General features: G+C 31.5%; 17 protein-coding genes. 16 read left to right on the top strand and 1 reads right to left on the bottom strand.

Annotated elements, in window-relative coordinates:
• Positions 1–155 precede the first annotated feature (155 nt).
• From RCG18_RS02000 to RCG18_RS01945, 12 genes are all read left to right on the top strand, one after another.
• Complete coding sequence (locus RCG18_RS02000; protein ID WP_308039773.1) at positions 156–1,493, top strand: amino acid permease; 1,338 nt, start codon at positions 156–158, stop codon at positions 1,491–1,493.
• Positions 1,494–1,530: 37 nt separating this feature from the next.
• A complete protein-coding gene (locus tag RCG18_RS01995) occupies positions 1,531–3,225 on the top strand; it encodes a CoA-disulfide reductase (protein WP_308039771.1) in 1,695 nt (564 codons plus the stop codon).
• Positions 3,226–3,566: 341 nt separating this feature from the next.
• On the top strand, positions 3,567–4,409 hold the full coding sequence (locus RCG18_RS01990; RefSeq protein WP_308039770.1) for a MetQ/NlpA family ABC transporter substrate-binding protein: 843 nt from the start codon (positions 3,567–3,569) through the stop codon (positions 4,407–4,409).
• Positions 4,410–4,630: 221 nt separating this feature from the next.
• Complete coding sequence (locus RCG18_RS01985) at positions 4,631–5,425, top strand: DUF169 domain-containing protein (protein WP_308039769.1); 795 nt, start codon at positions 4,631–4,633, stop codon at positions 5,423–5,425.
• Between the two features lie 18 nt (positions 5,426–5,443).
• Positions 5,444–6,427: a methionine ABC transporter ATP-binding protein gene (locus RCG18_RS01980; protein ID WP_308039767.1), complete on the top strand. Its 984-nt coding sequence runs from the start codon at positions 5,444–5,446 to the stop codon at positions 6,425–6,427.
• Entirely contained in the window at positions 6,427–7,101 is a 675-nt protein-coding gene (locus tag RCG18_RS01975; protein WP_308039766.1) for a methionine ABC transporter permease, read from the top strand. Before RCG18_RS01980 ends, RCG18_RS01975 begins: the two co-directional genes overlap by 1 nt.
• Positions 7,102–7,446: 345 nt before the next feature.
• Positions 7,447–7,617 carry a hypothetical protein gene (locus RCG18_RS01970; RefSeq protein ID WP_308039765.1) on the top strand — a complete coding sequence of 57 codons (171 nt, stop codon included), beginning with the start codon at positions 7,447–7,449 and terminating at the stop codon, positions 7,615–7,617.
• 191 nt (positions 7,618–7,808) lie between these two features.
• Positions 7,809–8,042 carry an SHOCT domain-containing protein gene (locus RCG18_RS01965; RefSeq protein WP_308039764.1) on the top strand — a complete coding sequence of 78 codons (234 nt, stop codon included), beginning with the start codon at positions 7,809–7,811 and terminating at the stop codon, positions 8,040–8,042.
• Between the two features lie 145 nt (positions 8,043–8,187).
• Positions 8,188–8,883, top strand: a complete 696-nt coding sequence (locus RCG18_RS01960) for a response regulator transcription factor (RefSeq protein WP_308039763.1) — start codon at positions 8,188–8,190, stop codon at positions 8,881–8,883.
• Between the two features lie 25 nt (positions 8,884–8,908).
• The gene (locus tag RCG18_RS01955; RefSeq protein ID WP_308039762.1) at positions 8,909–10,342 is read left to right on the top strand and encodes a HAMP domain-containing sensor histidine kinase; all 1,434 of its coding nucleotides are present in this window, start codon (positions 8,909–8,911) and stop codon (positions 10,340–10,342) included.
• 181 nt (positions 10,343–10,523) lie between these two features.
• A complete protein-coding gene (locus RCG18_RS01950; RefSeq protein WP_308039761.1) occupies positions 10,524–12,518 on the top strand; it encodes a methyl-accepting chemotaxis protein in 1,995 nt (664 codons plus the stop codon).
• 203 nt (positions 12,519–12,721) lie between these two features.
• Complete coding sequence (locus tag RCG18_RS01945) at positions 12,722–13,270, top strand: NADH peroxidase (protein WP_308039760.1); 549 nt, start codon at positions 12,722–12,724, stop codon at positions 13,268–13,270.
• A 48-nt stretch (positions 13,271–13,318) separates the two neighbouring features.
• Here the strand turns inward: RCG18_RS01945 and RCG18_RS01940 are convergent, their stop codons facing one another.
• On the bottom strand, positions 13,319–13,639 hold the full coding sequence (locus RCG18_RS01940; protein WP_308039759.1) for a DUF1540 domain-containing protein: 321 nt from the start codon (positions 13,637–13,639) through the stop codon (positions 13,319–13,321).
• Between the two features lie 249 nt (positions 13,640–13,888).
• Between RCG18_RS01940 and RCG18_RS01935 the strand changes: the two genes are divergently transcribed.
• The 4 genes from RCG18_RS01935 to RCG18_RS01920 all read left to right on the top strand — a co-directional run bounded on the left by RCG18_RS01935 (position 13,889) and on the right by RCG18_RS01920 (position 20,838).
• On the top strand, positions 13,889–15,250 hold the full coding sequence (locus tag RCG18_RS01935; protein WP_308039758.1) for a sigma-54 dependent transcriptional regulator: 1,362 nt from the start codon (positions 13,889–13,891) through the stop codon (positions 15,248–15,250).
• Between the two features lie 151 nt (positions 15,251–15,401).
• The gene (locus tag RCG18_RS01930) at positions 15,402–16,751 is read left to right on the top strand and encodes an amino acid permease (RefSeq protein WP_308039757.1); all 1,350 of its coding nucleotides are present in this window, start codon (positions 15,402–15,404) and stop codon (positions 16,749–16,751) included.
• A gap of 642 nt (positions 16,752–17,393) precedes the next feature.
• Positions 17,394–18,428 (top strand): tRNA 2-selenouridine(34) synthase MnmH, encoded by a 1,035-nt coding sequence (gene mnmH / locus RCG18_RS01925; RefSeq protein WP_308039756.1) that lies wholly within the window; start codon positions 17,394–17,396, stop codon positions 18,426–18,428.
• Positions 18,429–18,882: 454 nt separating this feature from the next.
• Entirely contained in the window at positions 18,883–20,838 is a 1,956-nt protein-coding gene (locus RCG18_RS01920; RefSeq protein ID WP_308039755.1) for a DNA topoisomerase IV subunit B, read from the top strand.
• The last annotated feature ends 1 nt before the right edge of the window (position 20,839 follow it).

Below are 20,839 nucleotides of genomic sequence, written 5' to 3'. Positions count from 1 at the left end.
ATTATCGTGAGTCAAAAACAGGAACTCCAAAAGAGTATGAATTTATTTCAAGGTATGGTTTGTGTAATCGTTATCTTAATTGGAGTGACTGTAATGAATTTGGTATGAATAATGATGAGTTAAACAAATTTATTTATTATTAGGGGGAAATTATCATGAGTCAAAAACAGGAACTCCAAAGAAGTATGAATTTATTTCAAGGCATGACATATGTAATCGGTTTAGTAATTGGATCAGGAATATTTCTTAAACCAGCAATAGTACTAAAAAATTCTGGCTCAACAGGTGCAGCACTTTTAGTTTGGATTTTTGGAGGCTTAATAACCATAGCCGCTGCCCTTTCAATTGCAGAAATTGCTGCGTATATCCCTAAACTTGGCGGATTATATACGTATTTATCAGAATTATATGGTGACTTTATCGGTTTCTTATTTGGGTGGGTATCAACTTTCATAAATGCTCCTGGAACGATAGCTGCTGCTGGAATAGCCTGTGCTACATTTGCAACATTTTTTATACCAATGACTCTGTGGCAACAAAGAATATTTGCTATATCATTAGTTATATTTTTAGTTGTTACACAGTCCATTTCAACTAAGTATGGTGTTTGGCTGCAGACATTAGCAACTATAGGTAAACTTACTCCAATTATAGCTATAATCATTTTTGGTTTAATTCACGGAACTGCGCACGACATAAGTTTTGCCGCAGTGGGTAATATTAAAAGTGCTGGTACTGGAGTAGCTCTACTTGGAGTACTATGGGCATACGATGGTTGGGTTACTACCTGTACACTGGCTGCTGACATGAAAAACCCTGAAAAAAACATACCTAAAGCTGTAGTTACAGGTATATTGTTTGTTATGGCTGTATATGTTATATACAACGTAGCTATTTTTAATGTATTACCAGCTTCTTCTGTAGTAGCTTCAGAAAAAATAGGTGTAGATGTGTGTAGAGCACTTTTTGGTAGCGGTGGAGCAGCATTTATAACTGGTGGTATGATGATTTCTGTATTTGGAACTGTAAATGGAATGTTAACTTGTGGATCAAGATATACTTTTGCAATGGGTGAACGTAAGCATTTACCTAAATGTGATGTTTTGTGTGCTATTCATCCTAAATTAGGCACTCCTATTAACTCATTAATTTTTCAGGCTGTTGTTGCACTAATATACATTCTAACAGGTACATTCAATTCTATTACTGACTTAATTGTATTCGTTTTATGGATTTTCTTCATTTTAGGTGTTGTTGGTGTTTTTATTCTTAGAAAAAAAGTAACACATAACCCAAAACTTTATCATGTTCCACTATTTCCGATAACTCCAATTATAGGAGTAATAGGTGGTGTGTACTTGCTATATGCTACATTTAAAGATTCGGTTTCTAGCGCTCTAATGGGACTAGCAATAACTCTAGTAGGTGTACCAGTATATATTTATTGCAAAAAGAAATGTTCTATACAAGAAGAAAAGCAAGCTAAGTTATAAATAATTGTTATGTATAGGTCCTTAAGGAGGAAGTTTGATGAATAAAAAAGTATTAATAGTAGGAGGGGTTGCTGGTGGAGCATCAGCAGCCGCAAGACTTAGAAGATTAGATGAAAATGCTGAGATAATAATGTTTGAAAGAGATGAGTATATATCCTTTGCAAACTGTGGATTACCATACTATATCGGTGAGTCAATTAAAGAAAGGGAAAAACTTTTATTACAAACACCTAAAAGTTTTAATGATAGATTTAATATAGACGTAAGAATAAACAGTGAAGTAATAAATATCGATTCTAATAAAAAAACTATTAAGATTAAAAATAAGGAAAAAGGAATTTATGAAGAAAGTTATGACTATTTACTGTTATCTCCTGGAGCAAAGGCTATTAAGCCTAATATAGAAGGCATTAATAGTGATAAAATTTTTACATTAAGAAATATTTCAGATACAGATAAAATAAAGATGCTTGTAGATAAAGAGTGTACAAGTAGTGCCGTCGTTATTGGAGGCGGTTATGTAGGCGTTGAAATGGCTGAAAACTTAAAACAAAAAGGGCTACAGGTTACTCTAGTTGAAGCTGCTCCTCATATTCTAGCACCTTTTGATTCAGATATTGTAGTTATGGCTGAAAAAGAACTTGTAGATAATAATATGCAGGTAATTTTAAATGATGGTGTAAAATCTTTTAAAGATAATAAAAATAACATTGAAGTTACTTTAAATAGTAATACGAAATTAACTTCAGATATAGTTATATTAGCAATTGGTGTTGTTCCAGATACTCACTTTATAAAAGATAGCAATATAAAACTTGGCGATAAAGGACATATATTAGTCAACAGTAAAATGGAAACAAATATTGAAGGCATATATGCTGCTGGTGATGCTATAGAAGTAGTTGATTTTATTAATAAACAAAATACGGCAATTCCTTTAGCTGGTCCAGCAAATAAGCAGGGAAGAATAGCTGCAGATAATATAGCAGGATTAAATTCAACGTATAAAGGCACCCAAGGTACTGCAATAATTAAAATTTTCAATTTAACAGCAGCAAGTACAGGCAATAATGAACGAACTTTAAAAAGACTTAATATACCTTATAAAGTTATAACTATTCATCCTGTTTCTCATGCATCTTATTATCCTGGTGCACTTCCATTAACATTAAAACTTATATTCAACGATGAAGGTAAAATTTTAGGTGCTCAAGCCATAGGCTATGAAGGTGTTGATAAAAGAATTGATGTTATAGCTGCGACTATTAGACTTGGCGGTTCTATATGGGATTTGACAGAACTTGAACTGTGTTATGCCCCACCATTTTCTTCGGCAAAAGACCCTGTAAACATGGCAGGTTTTGTAGCAGAAAATGTTCTTACAGAAAAAATGGAAGTCATTACACCTGAGGAGTTCAAAAGCTATGATAAAGAAAATATAATACTTCTAGATGTGCGTTCACAAATTGAGTTTAATAATGGGCATATTAAAGGTGCTTTAAATATTCCAGTTGATAATTTGAGAGAAAGGATTGGTGAGTTAGACAAAAATAAGGAAATTATTGAATATTGTCAAGTTGGCCTTAGAGGGCATATTGCTTCAAGAATACTTTTGCAGCATGGATATAAGGTTAAAAATATAACTGGAGGATATAAAAGTTTATCTACCTCAAATTATAAACCTAATTTTGAAAACGATGTCTTAAAATCTAGTACTCAGATTTTAAGATAAGTTATACCCTTTTGTCAAGGTCTTTCCAGCTTCAAATGTCATCATTGTATATTTTTAATCGTATGCCAGTCCCTCAAGCCATTCACCTTGATCTTTTCCCTCCTTGAATACACTTTGAATCAGAAGGTTGTATAATTATAAAATTTTATAATTATACAACCTTCTATAAAATATATTAATAGTTGGTAAAAAATATGTAGAATAATGATATAATTTACCATATGTCGAAAAATTTTCTGTGATATTTTGTTTTATGTAGTGTATTTACATTATGCTGCAAAAGAAATAAATATAAAATTTCACAGGAGACTAAAATTGATATGTTTTTAGGAGGAATATTTATGAGAAAAAAACTATTGAATACCTTTTCTTTTTCTCTTATTCTAGTTCTTTTATTATCATTATCTGGATGCTCACAAAAAACAAATTCTCAGACAGACACAAAAAGCAAGGAGAACTCAGGGGCTCGTCATATTAAAATTGGTTGTGTTGCTACAACTGAACCAGCTGCAAAATTGATTAAAGAGGCTATTGAAAAAGGTGGTAATACCGCAGAGTTAGTTATGTTTGATAGTAATAACTTACCTGCAACAGCACTTAAGGATGGCAGTATTGATGCAGTTTTTGCTAATCATCTGCCATGGATAAAAACTTTCAATAAAGAAAATAACGCTGACTTACAAATGGTTCAACCTTATTTTTATTACTCACCATTCAGAATGTATTCTACAAAGTATAAATCTGTGGATCAGTTACCTAATAATGCAAAGATTATTATCCCTAATGATCCCGCTAATCAAGATAGAAGTATACGAATGTTATCTGAGTGTAAACTAGTTAAACTTGGAGAAAAAAAGGGTAACTTCTATACAAAATTAGATATTGTGGAAAATTCGAAAAACTTACAATTTACGGAAGTAGAAGTAACTAATACAGCACGCAGCATTAGAGATGTTGATGCAGTATTTGCTATGGCATTTATTGCTCAAAAAACAGGAAATATAGATCCTAATGTATATCTTTATGAGGATCCTCAATCATCAAACTATCCAATGGGACTTATTGTGAAAGCTAAGGATGTTAACGAAAAGTGGGCTGTTGATGCAATGAAACTTCTTAAGACTGATGAAAATAAAGCAAAATTCAATGATACATTTAAAGGGGCATTTACATTAATTAATTAGATTAAACTATGTACATAATATAAACGAATTATGTTTTAAATAAACTATTTTGTAGCTTTATAAGGAATTTTATTGATTATGTCAATAGAATTCTTTATAAAGTTTTTATTAGTTGTAAGAATGGTGGAAAACGTTACTAATATTATTATCTTTAACTCCATTTTTATTGATAGATAGTTAAATAATACTAAGACATATTATACTGAAAATGAGGAGAAATTATGAATTGTAATATAATTAAAGAGATAGTTACAAAGGCTAATTGTTCCCTAGAACTTAAACGTAAAATCATTGGTGTAAAATTTCTTTATTCTGAGGAGGAATTTAACAGCATTGATGTTCAGAATGTTAAAAACAGAGTAACCTATTGTGTTTTAGTGAAGCTTGCAATGTCTGGTCGCTCTTTTAAGGCAAATCTTGATAATTTCGCTTGCCTTTCAGCTGCACGGGCATTAGGCATTATGGAGCCAGATGAAAAATGGCTATCAGGCTGCCAATATCGGGATAAAGGTATGTATCAAGATTTGGCTACAGCAAAGAAGGTTGTTAATAATACCACTTGTATAAAACAAAAGGCATATGGTGTAATGGTAAAGCCATTGGATCAATATTCGGAAGCACCTGATATTGTTATTATGGTTACAAATCCATACAATATTATGAGACTTGTTCAAGGATATACTTACACCTATGGTACATATAAAAATTTTAAAGTTATAGGCAATCAGGCTCTTTGCTCTGAATGTACTGCTTACCCATTTGAAAGTAATGATATAAATATTTCAGTACTATGTGCTGGAACTAGATATATGGCTGGCTGGGGCAAGGATGAAATGGGACTTGGAATCCCATTCAATAAATTTGTTGGTATGATTGAGGGTCTTTATAATACGATAAATATCATGGAACCAAATAAAGACAAAGCTATTATAGAAGAAAAGCTTAAAGAGGCAGGAAGAGATGAGCTTACCATTGAGTATAATAAAAACTATTATACAGGTGCATATCTTAAATAAAGGTAAGGGATAAATTATATGATAGAAATTAAAAATTTATTTAAGTCCTATGACAATATACAAGTGCTTAAGGATATTAGCATGAGTATTCCTAAAGGAAAGATTTATGGTATCATTGGTCGCAGTGGTACAGGAAAGTCTACTCTTTTAAGATGTATAAATGGATTAGAGACATATCAATCTGGCAGCCTGATTGTAGAGGGAATTGATGTTCAAACTCTTTCCGGTATTCATCTGCGACAGTTTAGAAAAGAAGTAGGGATGATTTTTCAACAATTTTCACTACTTTCACGTTTAACAGTTTATGAAAATATTGCACTACCTCTTAAAGGCTGGAGATATGACAATAATTATATAGAAAATAAGGTTAAATACTTATTGGAAATGGTCGGCCTGCAAGATAAAGCTAATTCCATGACGCGAGAACTTTCAGGTGGGCAAAAACAAAGAGTTGCTATTGCACGTGCCCTGACTATGAATCCTAAAATCCTATTATGTGATGAAGCAACAAGTGCTCTTGACCCTAAAACTGCTAATTCTATTATCAATCTTTTAAATCAAATAAATAGAGAGTTAGGAATCACTATTATAATGGTAACTCATCAAATGTCAGTTTTACAAGCTTCCTGTGAGGAAATGGTCATACTTGAAGATGGTATGGTAGCAGAAAAAGGTAATGTAGAACAAATATTTCTGCAGCAGCCGCCAGCATTAAAAAGTCTTATTGGTGAGAAGGATTTATTAGTTCATAATAAAGGTATAACACTGAAGATTATGCTGTCGAATGAGCATTCAGATACACCGATTATTACTCAAATGGCGCAGGACTTAAAGACTAACTTTATCATTTTGGGCGGGGAGATGGATAGATTTCGTGAACATATTTTAGGTTCAGTGATGATTAATATTTCAAGTGAGAGTCTTGAAAGTGTGCAGAATTACTTAAATAGTAGACAAGTAGTTTGGAACATTGTATCATCTGCTGAAGGAGGTAGAGATTAATGTATAACAGTGATTTTTGGTCAGAATGGCTGAGGTATTGTAAGGGATTAATTATACCTTCCATTTGGTCAACATTACGTATGCTGTCGGCTTCTATGATTTTTGCTTTTATAATTGGATTTGCTCTAGCTATTCTGCTGATTTTATGGGGACCAAAAGGTTTGAAACCTAACAAAAAAGGCTATGCAGTGATGGACTTTTTTATAAATACTATTCGCTCTTTCCCTATCATTATATTAATTGTAGCTATTTCGCCTATAACACGAATGCTGCTTGGAACTTCAATAGGAGAAAAGGCGGCTATTTTGCCTCTAACTATTTCAGCATCCCCATTTATGGCGCGTATTATAGAAAACAGCCTACTTTCTGTTGATTATCAGCTAATTGAGGCTGCACGGTCCTTTGGTTTTTCAGACGTACAAATCATATTTAAGGTTATGATAAAAGAGGCTATTCCCTCTATTATTTCTGGGACAACATTGTCTACTATCACTTTTTTAACAGCAACAACTTTGGCTGGTGCCGTAGGGGCAGGTGGTATTGGTGCAGTAGCTCTTAATTACGGATATCAAAGCTTTAATAACACAATACTTTATACATCGGTTTTTATTTTACTAATTATGGTACAGTTAATTCAAATGATAGGAAACTTTATGTATAAGAAAAATATTTAGCAGTTCATTATTAAAGTATAAAAACTTACTTTTCGTGCTGTCGATTATAATTATAACACTACGCTATTGAGAACTGAATCCATGAGATAAATAGGAATCCTTATAGGCTATTTTTATAGTAGTTTATAAGGATTTTTATTTATAATTATTTTAGACAATCTTTAATGTTAAATGTACTTGATTTTATTTAAGGGGATTTATAACAAAATTACAACACTATTTTCGTTATTGTAATAAATGTATATTTTTACTTTAATTTTATATAGTAATTATTGTGTAATTGTACAAACTTATGTATAGAAGATAAAATGCAAGCAAAAAGTAATTAAAAGGAGGAATAACTAAATGCCAAGCAGAGATAAAGACGAATTAATATCTAAAGACAATGAAACGTTAAATAGACTAAAATTAGGAGCTAATGAATCTGGAAGCTGCGACTATCCTAATATACAAAGATTTGGTTTCACTTCTAAAGAGAAAAAATCATCAGATGAAGAATCCAATCAGATGGAATAGATACTTAGAAAAAGGATTTATATTAATAAATTAAAACTATAAAGTGCAAAGGAGTAGATTTTGAGAAATTTACTCCTTTGTACTTTTATCATAGGAATTTCTCCATATTTTCTCCATAGTTATAATTTATAATTAACTCAAATAACAGATCGAGGTAGTTGAAAAAATTAATATTTTAGGAGGGAATCAATATGTTTTGTGGATTTGGAGGTTCAAGTTTTGGATTTAGTCCATGGATGTCTGTGATGATGGGCATTAGGATATTAGTATTCATAATTTTAATAGTGTTTGGAGTTAAGCTTATAAAAAATTATACATCAAACTCTAACGGTGCTTTAAAAATACTTGATGAAAAGTTTGCTAGTGGAGAAATTAGTGAAGAAGAGTATATTAAAAGAAGAACTGTTATGACACAGAAAAAATAAAAAATTTAATTTTTACAAAAGCTAATTGTATACCCTCTAGTTTTGGTACTAGAGGGTTGATTTATTTATTAATAATGACGGTTTGACATATGGTAAAATATAATAAAGTTTAAAAATGAGATGTTATAATAAAGGGGTGCTAATAATGAGTGATATAAAGACAATATTGGTAGTTGATGATGAACCTAAGATTGTTGAAGTAGTGGAGGCCTATTTAAAAAAGGAAGGCTTTAATGTGTTAACTGCTGAAGATGGTGAAAAAGCATTGAAATTATTTAAAAATGCAGTAATTCATCTAGTTGTTTTGGATTTAATGCTTCCTAAAATATCAGGAGAAGAGATTTGCAATAGGATAAGGTCAACATCTGATGTTCCTATAATTATGCTAACAGCAAAATCAGAAGAAGATGATAAAATTGAAGGTTTAGCTATTGGAGCAGATGACTACTTAACTAAACCTTTTAGTGCTCGTGAGTTAGTGGGAAGAATTAAAGCTCTGATTAGAAGGTCTTATAGAGATTCTAGCCCTCTTGCTGATTACTTGATTTTTAATAGCGGAGATTTAGAGGTAGACATAAATAAGATGAAAGTGAAAAAAGATAGCCAGTATGTAAATTTAACTACTAATGAATTTAAGATACTAGTAGCGCTATTAACTAATCCAGGACAGATATTTTCAAGGGAACAATTAGTTGAAAGAGCTTTTGGATTAGATTATGAAGGCTTTGATAGGACTATTGATAGCCATATAAAAAATATAAGACAAAAAATAGAAGATAATCATAAAGAACCTAAATATATTATCACAGTTTACGGTATGGGATATAAGTTTGTAGGTTAATAAAGAGTAGGAGTGGACTGATGAAATGAAAATGTCCTTGATGAAAAAGTTATCTGCAGGTTTTCTTCTTGCAGTAATAGGAGCGATATTAATAGTAAGTTTTATTTCAAATTATATGGTTGGAAAAAAGTTTAACAATTATCTAATAGATGAACACAAAGATAAAGTAAATAAAATTATAATTACTGCCCAGGATTTATATAATGATAAAACTGGATTTTCGAATGCTAATAAAGATGAACTATTGCGATATGCAGTATTAGAAGAATTTTATATACAAGTAAAGGATTTGAGTGGAAATGTAGTATTTGATTCAGGTAATTCTCACCTTCAGCATAGAAGTATGATGGAATCAATGATGGGAAGTATGATGAAAGGTGATATGAGCAATCACTCTAGTATGAATGTAGGAGAATATAAAGAAGAGATACACTCTTTAGTAAAAGATAAAAAAAATATCGGTACAATAGTTGTTGGATATTTTGGAACCTCATATTTAAATCAAGGAGCTTTGACTTTTAAAATGACATTAAATCATTCCTTTATACTCTCAGGTTTTATAGCTCTACTATTTGGACTTGGGGTAAGTTTTATCTTAGCTAAGCAGCTCACCAAGCCATTAGTCAAGATAACTAAAACTGCTAATGAAATGAGAAGAGGAGATTTAACTGTTCGTTCAGAAGTTAAAACGAAAACTAAGGAAATAGAAGAGCTTTCAGCTTCAATAAATTACTTAGCAGAAACCTTGCAAAATCAAGAAATGCTTAGAAAAAGGTTGACTTCTGATATGTCACATGAAATTAAAACTCCTCTTACTACGCTTAAAACTCATGTAGAAGCATTACTAGATGGTATATGGGAACCAACAGAAGAAAGACTTAAGAGTTTTTATGATGAAATAGAAAGATTAACAAACTTAGTAGATAATCTTCGTAATTTAGCAAAATTGGAACAAGCAGATTCAAAATTAAATAAGGCAAAATTTAACTTATCAAGTGAATTAGAAAAAGTTATATTAAGCTTTGAGCCTTTATATTCAAAAAACAATCATGTTATTATATCTAACATTGATAAAAATATATGGGTGTATATGGATAAAGATAAGTTGAAGCAGATAATGCATAACTTATTATCAAATGGCTATAAATATTTAAAATCTCAGGGGAAAGTAGTAGTAGAACTTAAGAAAGAAAAAGAAGGTATTTGCATTAAAGTTGAAGATAATGGAATAGGTATTCCAGAAAAAGATATACCCTATATCTTCGAGAGGTTTTATAGAACCGATTTATCCCGGAGCAAAAATACCGGAGGTTCTGGGATAGGGCTGACTATTACTAAAAGTTTAGTAGAGTCTCATGGTGGAAAAATAAGTGTACAAAGTAAAGTAGGAGAGGGAAGTACATTTATAGTACAATTTCCTAAACAGACAATTTGTGAAATTGGTAAGGAGGAGTGGTAATTACTTCTCCTTTTATTTATGTAAAAACATACTGGAGCTTATTTAGTATTAATAAAAAATGTTGCAAAATATTTGTTTTTACAATAAAAAACCACTGTTGGAAGTATAAAAAGCTTCGATAATATACATAATACTGTAAAAAAATATATATTTCGACGGACATTACCAAGGAGGATTAATCATGAAACCAAGTTTCAACTTTAAAAGTATTCGCACAAAACTAATAATAAACCTTATCAGTATTTGTTTAGTACCGCTGCTTATTTTAGGAATAGCAACTTACTTCCAATCTAAAAGTATTTTATCTAAAAAACTAGAAGTAACAAGTAAGCAGACTTTAACTGAAATAGATAACGGTTTAAACAATTATTTTGCTGCTACATCAGCACCAATAAAAATGCTCTCAACTAACATTAATTTTACAGAGGCTGATATTGGAGAAAGACTTAATTATGCTGAACTTTTACTAGGTGATGTAAAAGAAAGTAATCCTAATATATTAAACACATTTTATGGCACAGAATCGGGAAAGTTTGCTGCTTATCCCAAACTTGAATTACCAAAAGATTTTAATCATAAAAATAGGCCATGGTATACCTTAGCACTAGAAAAAAAGGGACAAATAGCTATTACAAGGCCTTATAAAGATGCTCAAACAGGAAAATTAGTAGTATCTTTGTCTAAAGCTGTGGAGAAAGATGGTAAAGTTGTTGGCGTAGTGGGCATAGATATGTCATTAGACACATTATCCAATACATTATCTAAATCAAAAATAGGTGATTCTGGTTATGTATTTATATGTGATAACAATGGGACAGTTATTTCACATCCTAAAAAAGAGGAGATTGGAGGAAATACCCCTACGAAACTGAGTTTTTGGAATGATTTGAAGAATAATAAAAGTGGCTTTACAAAATACGATTACCAAGGGCAAAATAAATTTTCTACATATGAAACCAATACAGTAACTGGATGGAAAATGGTAGCTTCTATGAATGAAGATGAACTAAATAAAGATTTAAATAGCGTAAGATCTTTAATATTAATAGTAGCACTAATTGTAGCTGTTATTGCTATATTTATAGCTACACTTATAAGTAAGGGAATTGCAAATAATCTAAATAAAATAAAGCATGCTTTTAACTTGGCTTCTAATGGGGATTTAACTGCAAAAGCAGATATTAAATCTAAGGATGAGTTTGGTGAGTTAGGAAAAGACTTCAATATTATGATTGATAATATATCAAATTTAATGAAAAATGTGGAGTCTTCCTCAAAGACTGTGTTAGAAACTTCTTCAACTCTTGCAACTATGGCAGAGGAAACTACATATTCAGTAGGACAAGTATCGCATGCTATAGAAGAAATAGCTTCAGGAGCTACACATACAGCACAAAGTGCTCAAGAGGGAGCTGAGGACATACAAAATTTATCTGAGGGCTTAGATAAAATTGAGATATCTACAGAAAAAATGGAAGAAGTATCTGCTAGTACAAGACAACTAGGCTCACAAGGATTAGAAATTGTACAGGTTCTTGTAGAGAAGTCAGATAAAACTAAATTGGCAGCACTACAGGTTAGCGATATAGTTAAAGAAATGAACAGTAGTACAGATCAAATTGATGCTATCTCAGGTAAAATTTCAGATATAACTGAACAAACAAATCTTTTATCTTTAAATGCATCTATTGAAGCTGCAAGAGCAGGAGAAGCCGGTAGAGGTTTTGCTGTGGTAGCAGATGAAATAAGAAAATTAGCAGAGCAATCTAAAAATTCTACTGAAGAAATTAAAAAAATAATAGAAGATATTAAATCAAAATCAACTACTGCTGTAAGAGCCATAGATGAAACAGAGACTGTTGTAAAAGATCAGGAAGAAGCTGTTGTAAAAACGCAAAAGATATTTAGAGAAATAATAAGTTCTATTGGAGTTTTAACTGAAAAGGTTGATGAAATTAAGAATCAAACAATGGATATTAATAATAAGAAAGAAAAAGTTGTTGGACAAATTGAAAATATTTCAGCTATATCAGAAGAAACAGCATCTGCTACAGAGGAAGTATCTGCATCTACAGAGGAGATTAACGCTATTATGGACGAGTTTACAAGATATGCAGAGCAGCTAAAAGACCTTTCAGCAGAGCTAGAGATAGAAATAGGTAAATTTAAACTTTAGTTTAAATTTTTAGTTAGTTTTCCTGTAAAAGCTTAGTATATAACAATAAAGTTACATGCTAAGCTTTTGTTTTTATCTTGAAAGATACAAAAATTTTTTGTGATATTTTGTGAAATTAAGGGAATTAATAATGCCATTTATAGATAAACTAATATAGGATACATAACAAAAGTCTAATACACAATGAAAAGGAGAATGAAGTTATGAAAAAATTTGTTTGTACAATTTGTGGTTACATACATGAAGGAAATGAACCACCAGAAGTATGTCCTATATGTAAAGCACCTGCAGAAAAATTCAAGGAAGTGACTGACGGGTTAGATTGGGCAGATGAACATAGAATAGGAATTGCCCCAGACTCCGATGCAGATGCAGAAATACTTGAGGGATTAAGAGCTAATTTTACAGGAGAATGTACTGAAGTTGGAATGTATTTAGCAATGTCAAGGCAAGCTGATAGAGAAGGCTATCCGGAAGTAGCGGAGGCATACAAAAGAATTGCTTTTGAGGAGGCAGACCATGCAGCAAGATTTGCTGAGCTCTTAGGTGAGGTCGTTAAGGCTGATACTAAGTCAAATTTAAGTGCTCGTGTTGAAGCTGAGTATGGAGCTTGTGAGGGCAAGAAGAAGCTAGCAACTCTAGCAAAACAAAAAAACTTAGATGCTATACATGATACAGTACATGAAATGTGTAAGGATGAAGCCAGACATGGTAGAGCTTTTAAAGGCCTATTAGAAAGATATTTTCAATAATAAAAAGGGATGCTTTTGCAAGCATTCCTTTTTATTATTAGTAAGGCATTATTCTGGTATAAAAGTATGACAATTGGTTTCTTCGTATAAATTAGCGTCATCACCAGTTACCTGTATGCTGTCAGCATAACAACATTTGTTGTGATTATATGTACAGCTATGTACATTGCATACTATAGCATTGCATTCATCACCATTATAATTAGTATTGTTAGTTAGTGTGCTGTAATGATTTTTATCTAGAAAAGAAGCACAATTAGTTTGCTCAGAGTTTTCTGCATTTCCTCCAGCTACATTTATACGATTGGCATAGCAGACGTTACTTTTATTATGAGAACATTTAGTAACATCACAAACTATTTTAGGCATAAAATTACCTCCTTAAATCTTTATGATTTTAATAAACCAATATTAGTTTTAGCTAAAGTTTTCATAATATACAGCAGGTGGAGTATGTTATTGACATTAATTAAAGATAAAGCTATAGATATAATCATGGGATATAGTGGAAATAAAATAAAAAACTATGAAAGTAAGCGAGAAATAAATGCAATTACTTAAAAAATATGACATAATATAATAAATAAATGAATTATTAGACATATAGGGGTTGATATTTTGAACTACGAAGACAACTTTAAAATATTGCATGTAGATGATGAAGTAGATTATTTAAATACTATGAAAGAATTGCTAGATGAGAAAGGTTATAATTCAAAACAAGCTCTATCTGGTATGGAAGCAGTAAAAAAGCTAAAGGAAGAAAATTTCAACTTAGTTATAACTGGATTAAAAATGCCTGGTATGGATGGAATTGAATTAATGGATAGAATAAAAAAAGACCATCCAGATATTGAAGTTATAATAGTAACTAATTATGGCTCTATTGAAAATGCGGTACAAGCAATGAAAAAAGGAGCTTTTAGCTACTTTGTGAGAAACAATAAGCCAGAAGAGCTATTACTGGAAATTGAAAAGATAAGAAAGTTTTGGAGACTTAAAAGTGATAATGATTTCTTTAGAGATCAGCAAAATGATAATAATTATATACTGCAAACTTATAATGAAAAGTATAGAAATATTCTTAATATAATTCGCAAAGCCTCAAAAAGTAATGTAAATATATTGATAACTGGTGAATCTGGAGTGGGAAAAGAAGTATTAGCTAGGTACATACATCAGACTAGTAACAGACAAGAAGGCCATTTTGTTGCTGTAAATTGCCAGGCATTATCTGAAAATTTATTAGAATCGGAACTTTTTGGACACGAGAAAGGATCTTTTACTGGGGCTATTGAGAGAAGAATAGGAAGATTTCAACAGGCTAATGGAGGAACACTATTTCTAGATGAAATTGGAGAAATGCCTGTAAGTGTTCAGATAAAGCTTTTAAGAGTTTTAGAAACAAGAACTATTGAAATGATAGGAAGCAATAAGAGTATAAACGTAGATTTAAGGCTTGTTTCTGCTACTAATAAAAATATAGAAAAAGCTATTCAAGAGGGTACTTTTAGAGAGGATTTATTTTATAGAATTAACACTATAATATTAGATGTGCCTCCTCTAAGAGAAAGAAAAGAAGATTTAAATATGCTTATTGAATTTTTCCTTAAAAAATGTGCAAAGGAACAAAAGAAAAAAATTGATAATGTAGAGCAGGGAGTAATGGATTTTTTACTTTCTTATAGTTATCCGGGAAATATAAGAGAGCTTAGAAATATAATTGAAAGACTAGTTGTTTTATCAGAAAATGGTGTTGTAAGATTTGAAGATTTGCCGGAGAGAAGAAAGGTAACTATAGCAAATACGGATAACTTAGAAGAGATAATACCTTTAAGAGAGTTTAGAAAGGATACAGAAAAAGATTATATCAACAAAGTACTGAAAGAGTGTGATGGTAGCTTAAACAAGGCAGCAGAATGTCTTCAAATAAGTAAAAGACAGCTATTTAATAAAATTGCAGAACATAATATCAAGTGAAATTTTTTTCATAATAAAAGTGAAGAAAATTTCACTTTTATTATGAACTTTTTTATTATATACACGTATCTATAGCATTTAAAAGGTGTAAATATATTGGCACGTAATTTGCTTTATATAATAATGAATAAATAAAAAGGGGGAATGGACTATGCAAGAAACAAAAGAAGGAGCAACTACCTTAAAAAAAGAAATCAGCCTTATGCAGGCAACATTGCTTGTGGTTGGTATAGTAATAGGTAGTGGAGTATTTTTCAAGCCTGCAGCAGTATTTAAAAATGCAGGGGCACCAGGACTTGGAATATTTGCTTGGGTAGTTGGATGCGTAATTACTGTAGCTGGAGCACTTACAATTGCAGAAATAGGCTCAGCTATTCCAAAGGCAGGTGGATTGTTTGTTTATTTAAAGGAATTGTATGGAGAAAAGTGGGCATTTTTACTTGGATGGATGCAGACTGTTATATATTATCCAGGAATGAGTGCTGCTTTGGCCGTAGTATTTGCTACACAATGTACAACCTTTATCGACTTGTCACCAACAGCACAAAAGGCAGTATCCGTAGGACTAATTATATTTCTTACTATTGTAAATATTGTATCAACAAAGTTTGGGGCTAAGTTTGCATCTTTATTTACTATAGGAAAACTCGTACCTATAGCTGTAATTATTGTTTGTGGTCTTACTATGGGTAAAGTTCACGAGTTTACTCCATTTGTAACATCAGCAAGTACTGGATCAGGCTTTGGTACTGCACTTTTAGGGGTTTTATTTGCCTATGAAGGATGGATTGCAGTAGCTAATATGGCAGAGGAAATGAAGAATCCTGCAAAGGATTTACCTAAAGCTATAATACTTGGAATGATTATAATAACTATAGCTTACTTAGGTGTTAATTTAGCTATAATAAATACTATGCCAGTAGATCAAGTTGCAGCATCTAAAAAAGCAGCTTCTGATGCTTCAGTAATTCTATTTGGACCAATGGGTGCAAAGCTTATTGCAGCTGGAATATTAATTTCAATTACTGGATGTCTAAGTGCATTTATAATGACAGGTGGTAGAATGCCATACGCTATGGCTGCAGATAATCTATTTATATTCAAAGGATTCTTTGGAAAACTAAGCGAAAAATCATCAACACCTGCTAATGCTGTTATTTTCCAAAGTGTGCTTGCTGCTGCATATGCTCTATCAGGGTCTTTTGAAACTTTAACTAATTTAGCTACATTTGCTATGTGGTTATTCTTTATACTTGGTATAGCTGGTGTATTTAGATTAAGAAGAAATTTCAAACACTTAATACCAGAAAATTCATATAAGGTTCCATTGTACCCTATAATACCTATAGTAGGTGTAGTTGGAGCATTATATGTTGTAATAAGTACTCTTATTACTGGAACTATGAATGCATTATTTGGAATTGGACTTACATTAGTAGGGTTACCTATATATATGTATATCAAGAAAACCGATTCAACAAAAAAAGAAGCGTCTGTGTAAAGATAAATTAATATCCTTACATAAAAAATAGGGGGCAAAATGGGGGATAAACTTCTTCTTTAGAAAAGGTTATTCGAGTCTTATAGGTTAGTAATATAATTTAGTAAAATTGAGCGGTAATAATACTGCCTATTAGACTAAAGTAGAATAGAGTTATATTAAATTGATAAAGGTGAATAAAATAAGCTATAAGAAATTTTTTTCTAATGTTAAAATTTGATTGAATTAAAACGGATTGAATATTAAACGAACTTTTTCCCTACAATTAAAAAATAAGATTGAATTAAATGTGAATTGAATTGATTGAATTAGATATAATAAAATATAATTGAATTTTTAAAGACACTCCTAATAATTTCATTTCCAAACTGTGATAATATAGAGATATCATAGTTTGGAATTTTTTTACTTTATATAGGCTTTATAGTTAGTTTCCCTATATCAAGTTGTGAAAGGATTGAAAATAGATATTGCTGTGATATAATATAAGATGAATAAAATTTTCTTATAGATAAAGTTTTATGAATAAGTTTATCTTATAGAAGGACACCTTTTTTAAAATTAAGGTGTTCTTTAGTCGTTGAATAAGCTTGAGTAGCATGGAACTAATGTTAAAGTTTAAATTAGATAGAGGTAATGATTATGGTAAAAACTATAGAATACTCACAAGTTGAAAAAAATGATATAGAAAATAAGTATGTTCTTATTGATGTAAGAAGTCCTAAAGAGTTTTCAGACTCAACTATTCCGGGAGCAGTTAATGTTCCACTTTTTACAGATGAACAGAGAGAGCTTATAGGAACTGTTTATGTAAGGGAAAGTATTGAAAAAGCAAAGAGAATAGGTGTAGAGGCTGCTTCTAAAAATTTGCCTGGTATTTATGATAAAATAAACGAGTTAAATAAGAATTACAAAGAATTAGTATTTTTTTGTGCAAGAGGCGGTATGAGAAGTAGCTCAGTGGTAGGTTTAGTTGAAGCGCTTGGTGTACGTGCATTTAAGTTAGATAAGGGTTATAAGGGTTATAGAGCCTATATAAATGAGAAACTCCCATGCACTGTAAGTGATATTAAATTTGTTGTGATTCATGGTAACACAGGAGTTGGTAAGACAAATATTTTGAAAAGATTAGAGGACCAGGGGCATGATATATTAGACTTGGAGGGATATGCTAACCATAGGGGTTCTCTTCTAGGAAGTGTGGGATTAGGTGAACAAAATAGTCAAAAGCAATTTGAAAGTTTAGTATATGACAAATTAAAAAATAGAAAAAGCAACCTTGTTTTTGTTGAAGGGGAAAGCCGAAGAATAGGAAGGATCATGATACCAGACTATATATTTAACTCAATGAAAAGTGGGGAACATATAAAAGTAACTGCAGATATAGATTTAAGAGTAAAAAATATACTAGCTGATTATGTTCAAAATGATAATTCAGAACTTATAGAATCGCTAAATAAGTTAAGAAAATATATTAGTGAAAAAAATATTGATAAGTATATTAATGAGATAAATAATAAAAATTACGAATATGTAATTAGAGAATTAATGATTAAATATTACGATCCTATGTATGAAAATAATAAGTATGACTTTCGATTAACTTTAGAACATAAAGATATAGATGAAACTTGTAATATAATAGTTAATTGGGCAAAATCTAATTTAGAATTTTAATATAGAGTTACAAGTCCGAAATTGACTGACACAAAATTTTTTAATCTACCTTCAGCGTTGGAAACATATACCTTTGTGTAAGTCAATTTTCTAGTTTATATCCCAACAAAATCCTCTACTTCGTTTGAATTAGAGGATTTATTGTTGTATAATTCATAATTGATAACCTAGAAAGATTTTAGGGTTGAATATGAACTTAAAATGAGAACATTTGTTTTTGTTTTTGTTTTTTGTTATAATCGTAAGCATGGTAACAAAGAATACTACGGATAAGTATAAATAAAATTTGGAGGTTAAAGTCCTAAATGGACTTTAACGGGTAATTTTGCTAGGTAAAAGTTCTAAATGAACTTTTACGGGTAACTTGTGAGCGGAAGCGAAAATATTAAGTTACCCAGTACCCGAAGGGAAACAAGCAAAATTACCCAGTGTTCCGACTAAAAGGAGGAAGCAGATGGAACAAAAAGAGGAAAGAGTACAGGTCTATGATGTAACAGCCTTAACTTCCTTAGAAAAACTAGAACCGGTTCGAGTAAGACCAGGAATGTATATAGGTTCTACAGGAATTAAAGGACTTCATCACTGTATATGGGAAATATTGGACAATGCTATAGATGAAATATCAAATGGATTCGGAGATAGTGCTGCTGTTATTTTAAATAAAGATAAGACTGTAACTATTGTAGATAATGGAAGAGGAATACCTACTGGAGTGCACCCTACTAAGAAAAAATCTGGTGTTGAAATGGTGTTTACTGAACTTCATACAGGAGGAAAATTTAACAACGATGTATATAAGACTTCTGGAGGATTACATGGTGTTGGAGCTGCTGTAGTTAATGCACTATCAAAATGGCTTGAAGTAGAAGTAAAACAGAATGGACGTATCTATAAACAGCGGTTTGAGAATGCATATGATAGAACTGTGAAAAGAGAAATGCCAGGAACTCCTGTGACATCATTAGAAACTTTAGGAAGTACTAAGGAGACAGGTACAAAAGTAACTTTTATGCCGGACAAAGATGTTTTTTCTGTTACTGAGTTTAAGTTTGAAGTTATAGATGAAAGACTTCAAGAATTAGCATTTCAAAATAAAGGAATAACGTTAAAATTAGTTGACAATAGAAAAGATGAAGTAGTGGAAAAAGAGTATCATTCTGAAAGAGGACTACTGGATTTTATAGATTATCTAAATGAAAGCAAAACGCCGCTTCATAACCCACCTATTTTATTCGATGGAGAAAGAGAAGTAAATGGTTTAAACATGTATGGTGAGGTATGTGTTCAGTTCACTGACTCTACTACGGAATATATAGCTAGTTACGTAAATAATATTCCAACTACGGAATCAGGAACTCATGAAAGCGGTTTTAAAACTGGCATGACTAGGGCCTTTAAGGAATGGGCTAAAAAGCTTAATTTGGTAAAAGAGAAAGATAAGGACTTTGAAGGGGATGACTTAAGAGAAGGAATGACTGCTATAGCCAGAATCAAAATAAGTAATCCTATATTTGAAGGTCAGACCAAAACTAAGCTTGGAAATACAGAAGCTTATACCATGATGAACGATTTAGCTTATACTAAATTTTCTGAGTGGATAGAGGATAACAAGGACACTGCAGCATCTATGATAAATAATGCCCTAGATGCAGCTGCAAGACGCGAAAAGATTAAAAAGATAAATGAAGCGGAAAAAAAGAAAATAGGAAAAGGTACTGCACCGCTAGCAGGAAAAATAGCGGTATGTACTATGAAAGATCCTACTGTTTGTGAATTTATTGTAGTTGAGGGGGATTCTGCAGGAGGCTCTGCAAAGCAGGCTAGAGACAGAAGATTCCAGACTATAATGCCTTCTAAAGGTAAAATAATGAATACCGAAAAGCAGAAGCTTGAAAACGTACTTGGAAGTGAGGAGCTTAAGATATTCAATACAGCTATAGGTACTGGAGTTTTAGATAATTGTAAAGAAGATGATTTAAAGTATGACAAGATAATAATAATGTCAGATGCTGATGTGGACGGGTATCATATTAGAACATTATGGATGACATACATCTATAGATATATGAGATCAATAATAGCTAATGGACACCTTTATTTAGCACAGCCACCTTTGTATAAAGTATATAAGCAGGGAAAAGGCGGAGAAATTGTGAAATATGCTTACAGTGATGATGAACTAGAAAAAGTAAAAAAAGAGGTAGGAAAAGGTGCACTGCTCCAAAGATATAAAGGTCTTGGAGAAATGAACCCTCAGCAGCTTTGGGAAACTACGCTAAATCCAGAAACAAGAACTCTGCATCAGATTACAATAGAGGATGCATCTAAGGCAGAGAAAATGGTATCGCTGCTTATGGGAGATGTAGTAGCACCAAGAAAAAATTATATGTATAAGTATGCGGAATTTTAGG

The sequence above is a fragment of the Clostridium sp. OS1-26 genome, from assembly GCF_030915445.1.
Taxonomy (GTDB): Bacteria; Bacillota; Clostridia; order Clostridiales; family Clostridiaceae; genus Clostridium_AM.
The sequence above is the reverse complement of the archived record's forward strand: the minus strand, read 5'-3'. Positions and strand labels throughout refer to the sequence as shown.

Coding starts and splice junctions, on each gene's coding strand:
- RCG18_RS01980 (WP_308039767.1), top strand. CDS start 5,444: ATGATAGAAATTAAAAATTTATTTAAGTCCTATGACAATATACAAGTG.
- RCG18_RS01990 (WP_308039770.1), top strand. CDS start 3,567: ATGAGAAAAAAACTATTGAATACCTTTTCTTTTTCTCTTATTCTAGTT.
- RCG18_RS01985 (WP_308039769.1), top strand. CDS start 4,631: ATGAATTGTAATATAATTAAAGAGATAGTTACAAAGGCTAATTGTTCC.
- RCG18_RS01920 (WP_308039755.1), top strand. CDS start 18,883: ATGGAACAAAAAGAGGAAAGAGTACAGGTCTATGATGTAACAGCCTTA.
- RCG18_RS01930 (WP_308039757.1), top strand. CDS start 15,402: ATGCAAGAAACAAAAGAAGGAGCAACTACCTTAAAAAAAGAAATCAGC.
- RCG18_RS01995 (WP_308039771.1), top strand. CDS start 1,531: ATGAATAAAAAAGTATTAATAGTAGGAGGGGTTGCTGGTGGAGCATCA.
- RCG18_RS02000 (WP_308039773.1), top strand. CDS start 156: ATGAGTCAAAAACAGGAACTCCAAAGAAGTATGAATTTATTTCAAGGC.
- RCG18_RS01965 (WP_308039764.1), top strand. CDS start 7,809: ATGTTTTGTGGATTTGGAGGTTCAAGTTTTGGATTTAGTCCATGGATG.
- RCG18_RS01950 (WP_308039761.1), top strand. CDS start 10,524: ATGAAACCAAGTTTCAACTTTAAAAGTATTCGCACAAAACTAATAATA.
- RCG18_RS01955 (WP_308039762.1), top strand. CDS start 8,909: ATGAAAATGTCCTTGATGAAAAAGTTATCTGCAGGTTTTCTTCTTGCA.
- RCG18_RS01975 (WP_308039766.1), top strand. CDS start 6,427: ATGTATAACAGTGATTTTTGGTCAGAATGGCTGAGGTATTGTAAGGGA.
- RCG18_RS01945 (WP_308039760.1), top strand. CDS start 12,722: ATGAAAAAATTTGTTTGTACAATTTGTGGTTACATACATGAAGGAAAT.
- RCG18_RS01960 (WP_308039763.1), top strand. CDS start 8,188: ATGAGTGATATAAAGACAATATTGGTAGTTGATGATGAACCTAAGATT.
- RCG18_RS01940 (WP_308039759.1), bottom strand. CDS start 13,639: ATGCCTAAAATAGTTTGTGATGTTACTAAATGTTCTCATAATAAAAGT.
- mnmH (WP_308039756.1), top strand. CDS start 17,394: ATGGTAAAAACTATAGAATACTCACAAGTTGAAAAAAATGATATAGAA.
- RCG18_RS01970 (WP_308039765.1), top strand. CDS start 7,447: ATGCCAAGCAGAGATAAAGACGAATTAATATCTAAAGACAATGAAACG.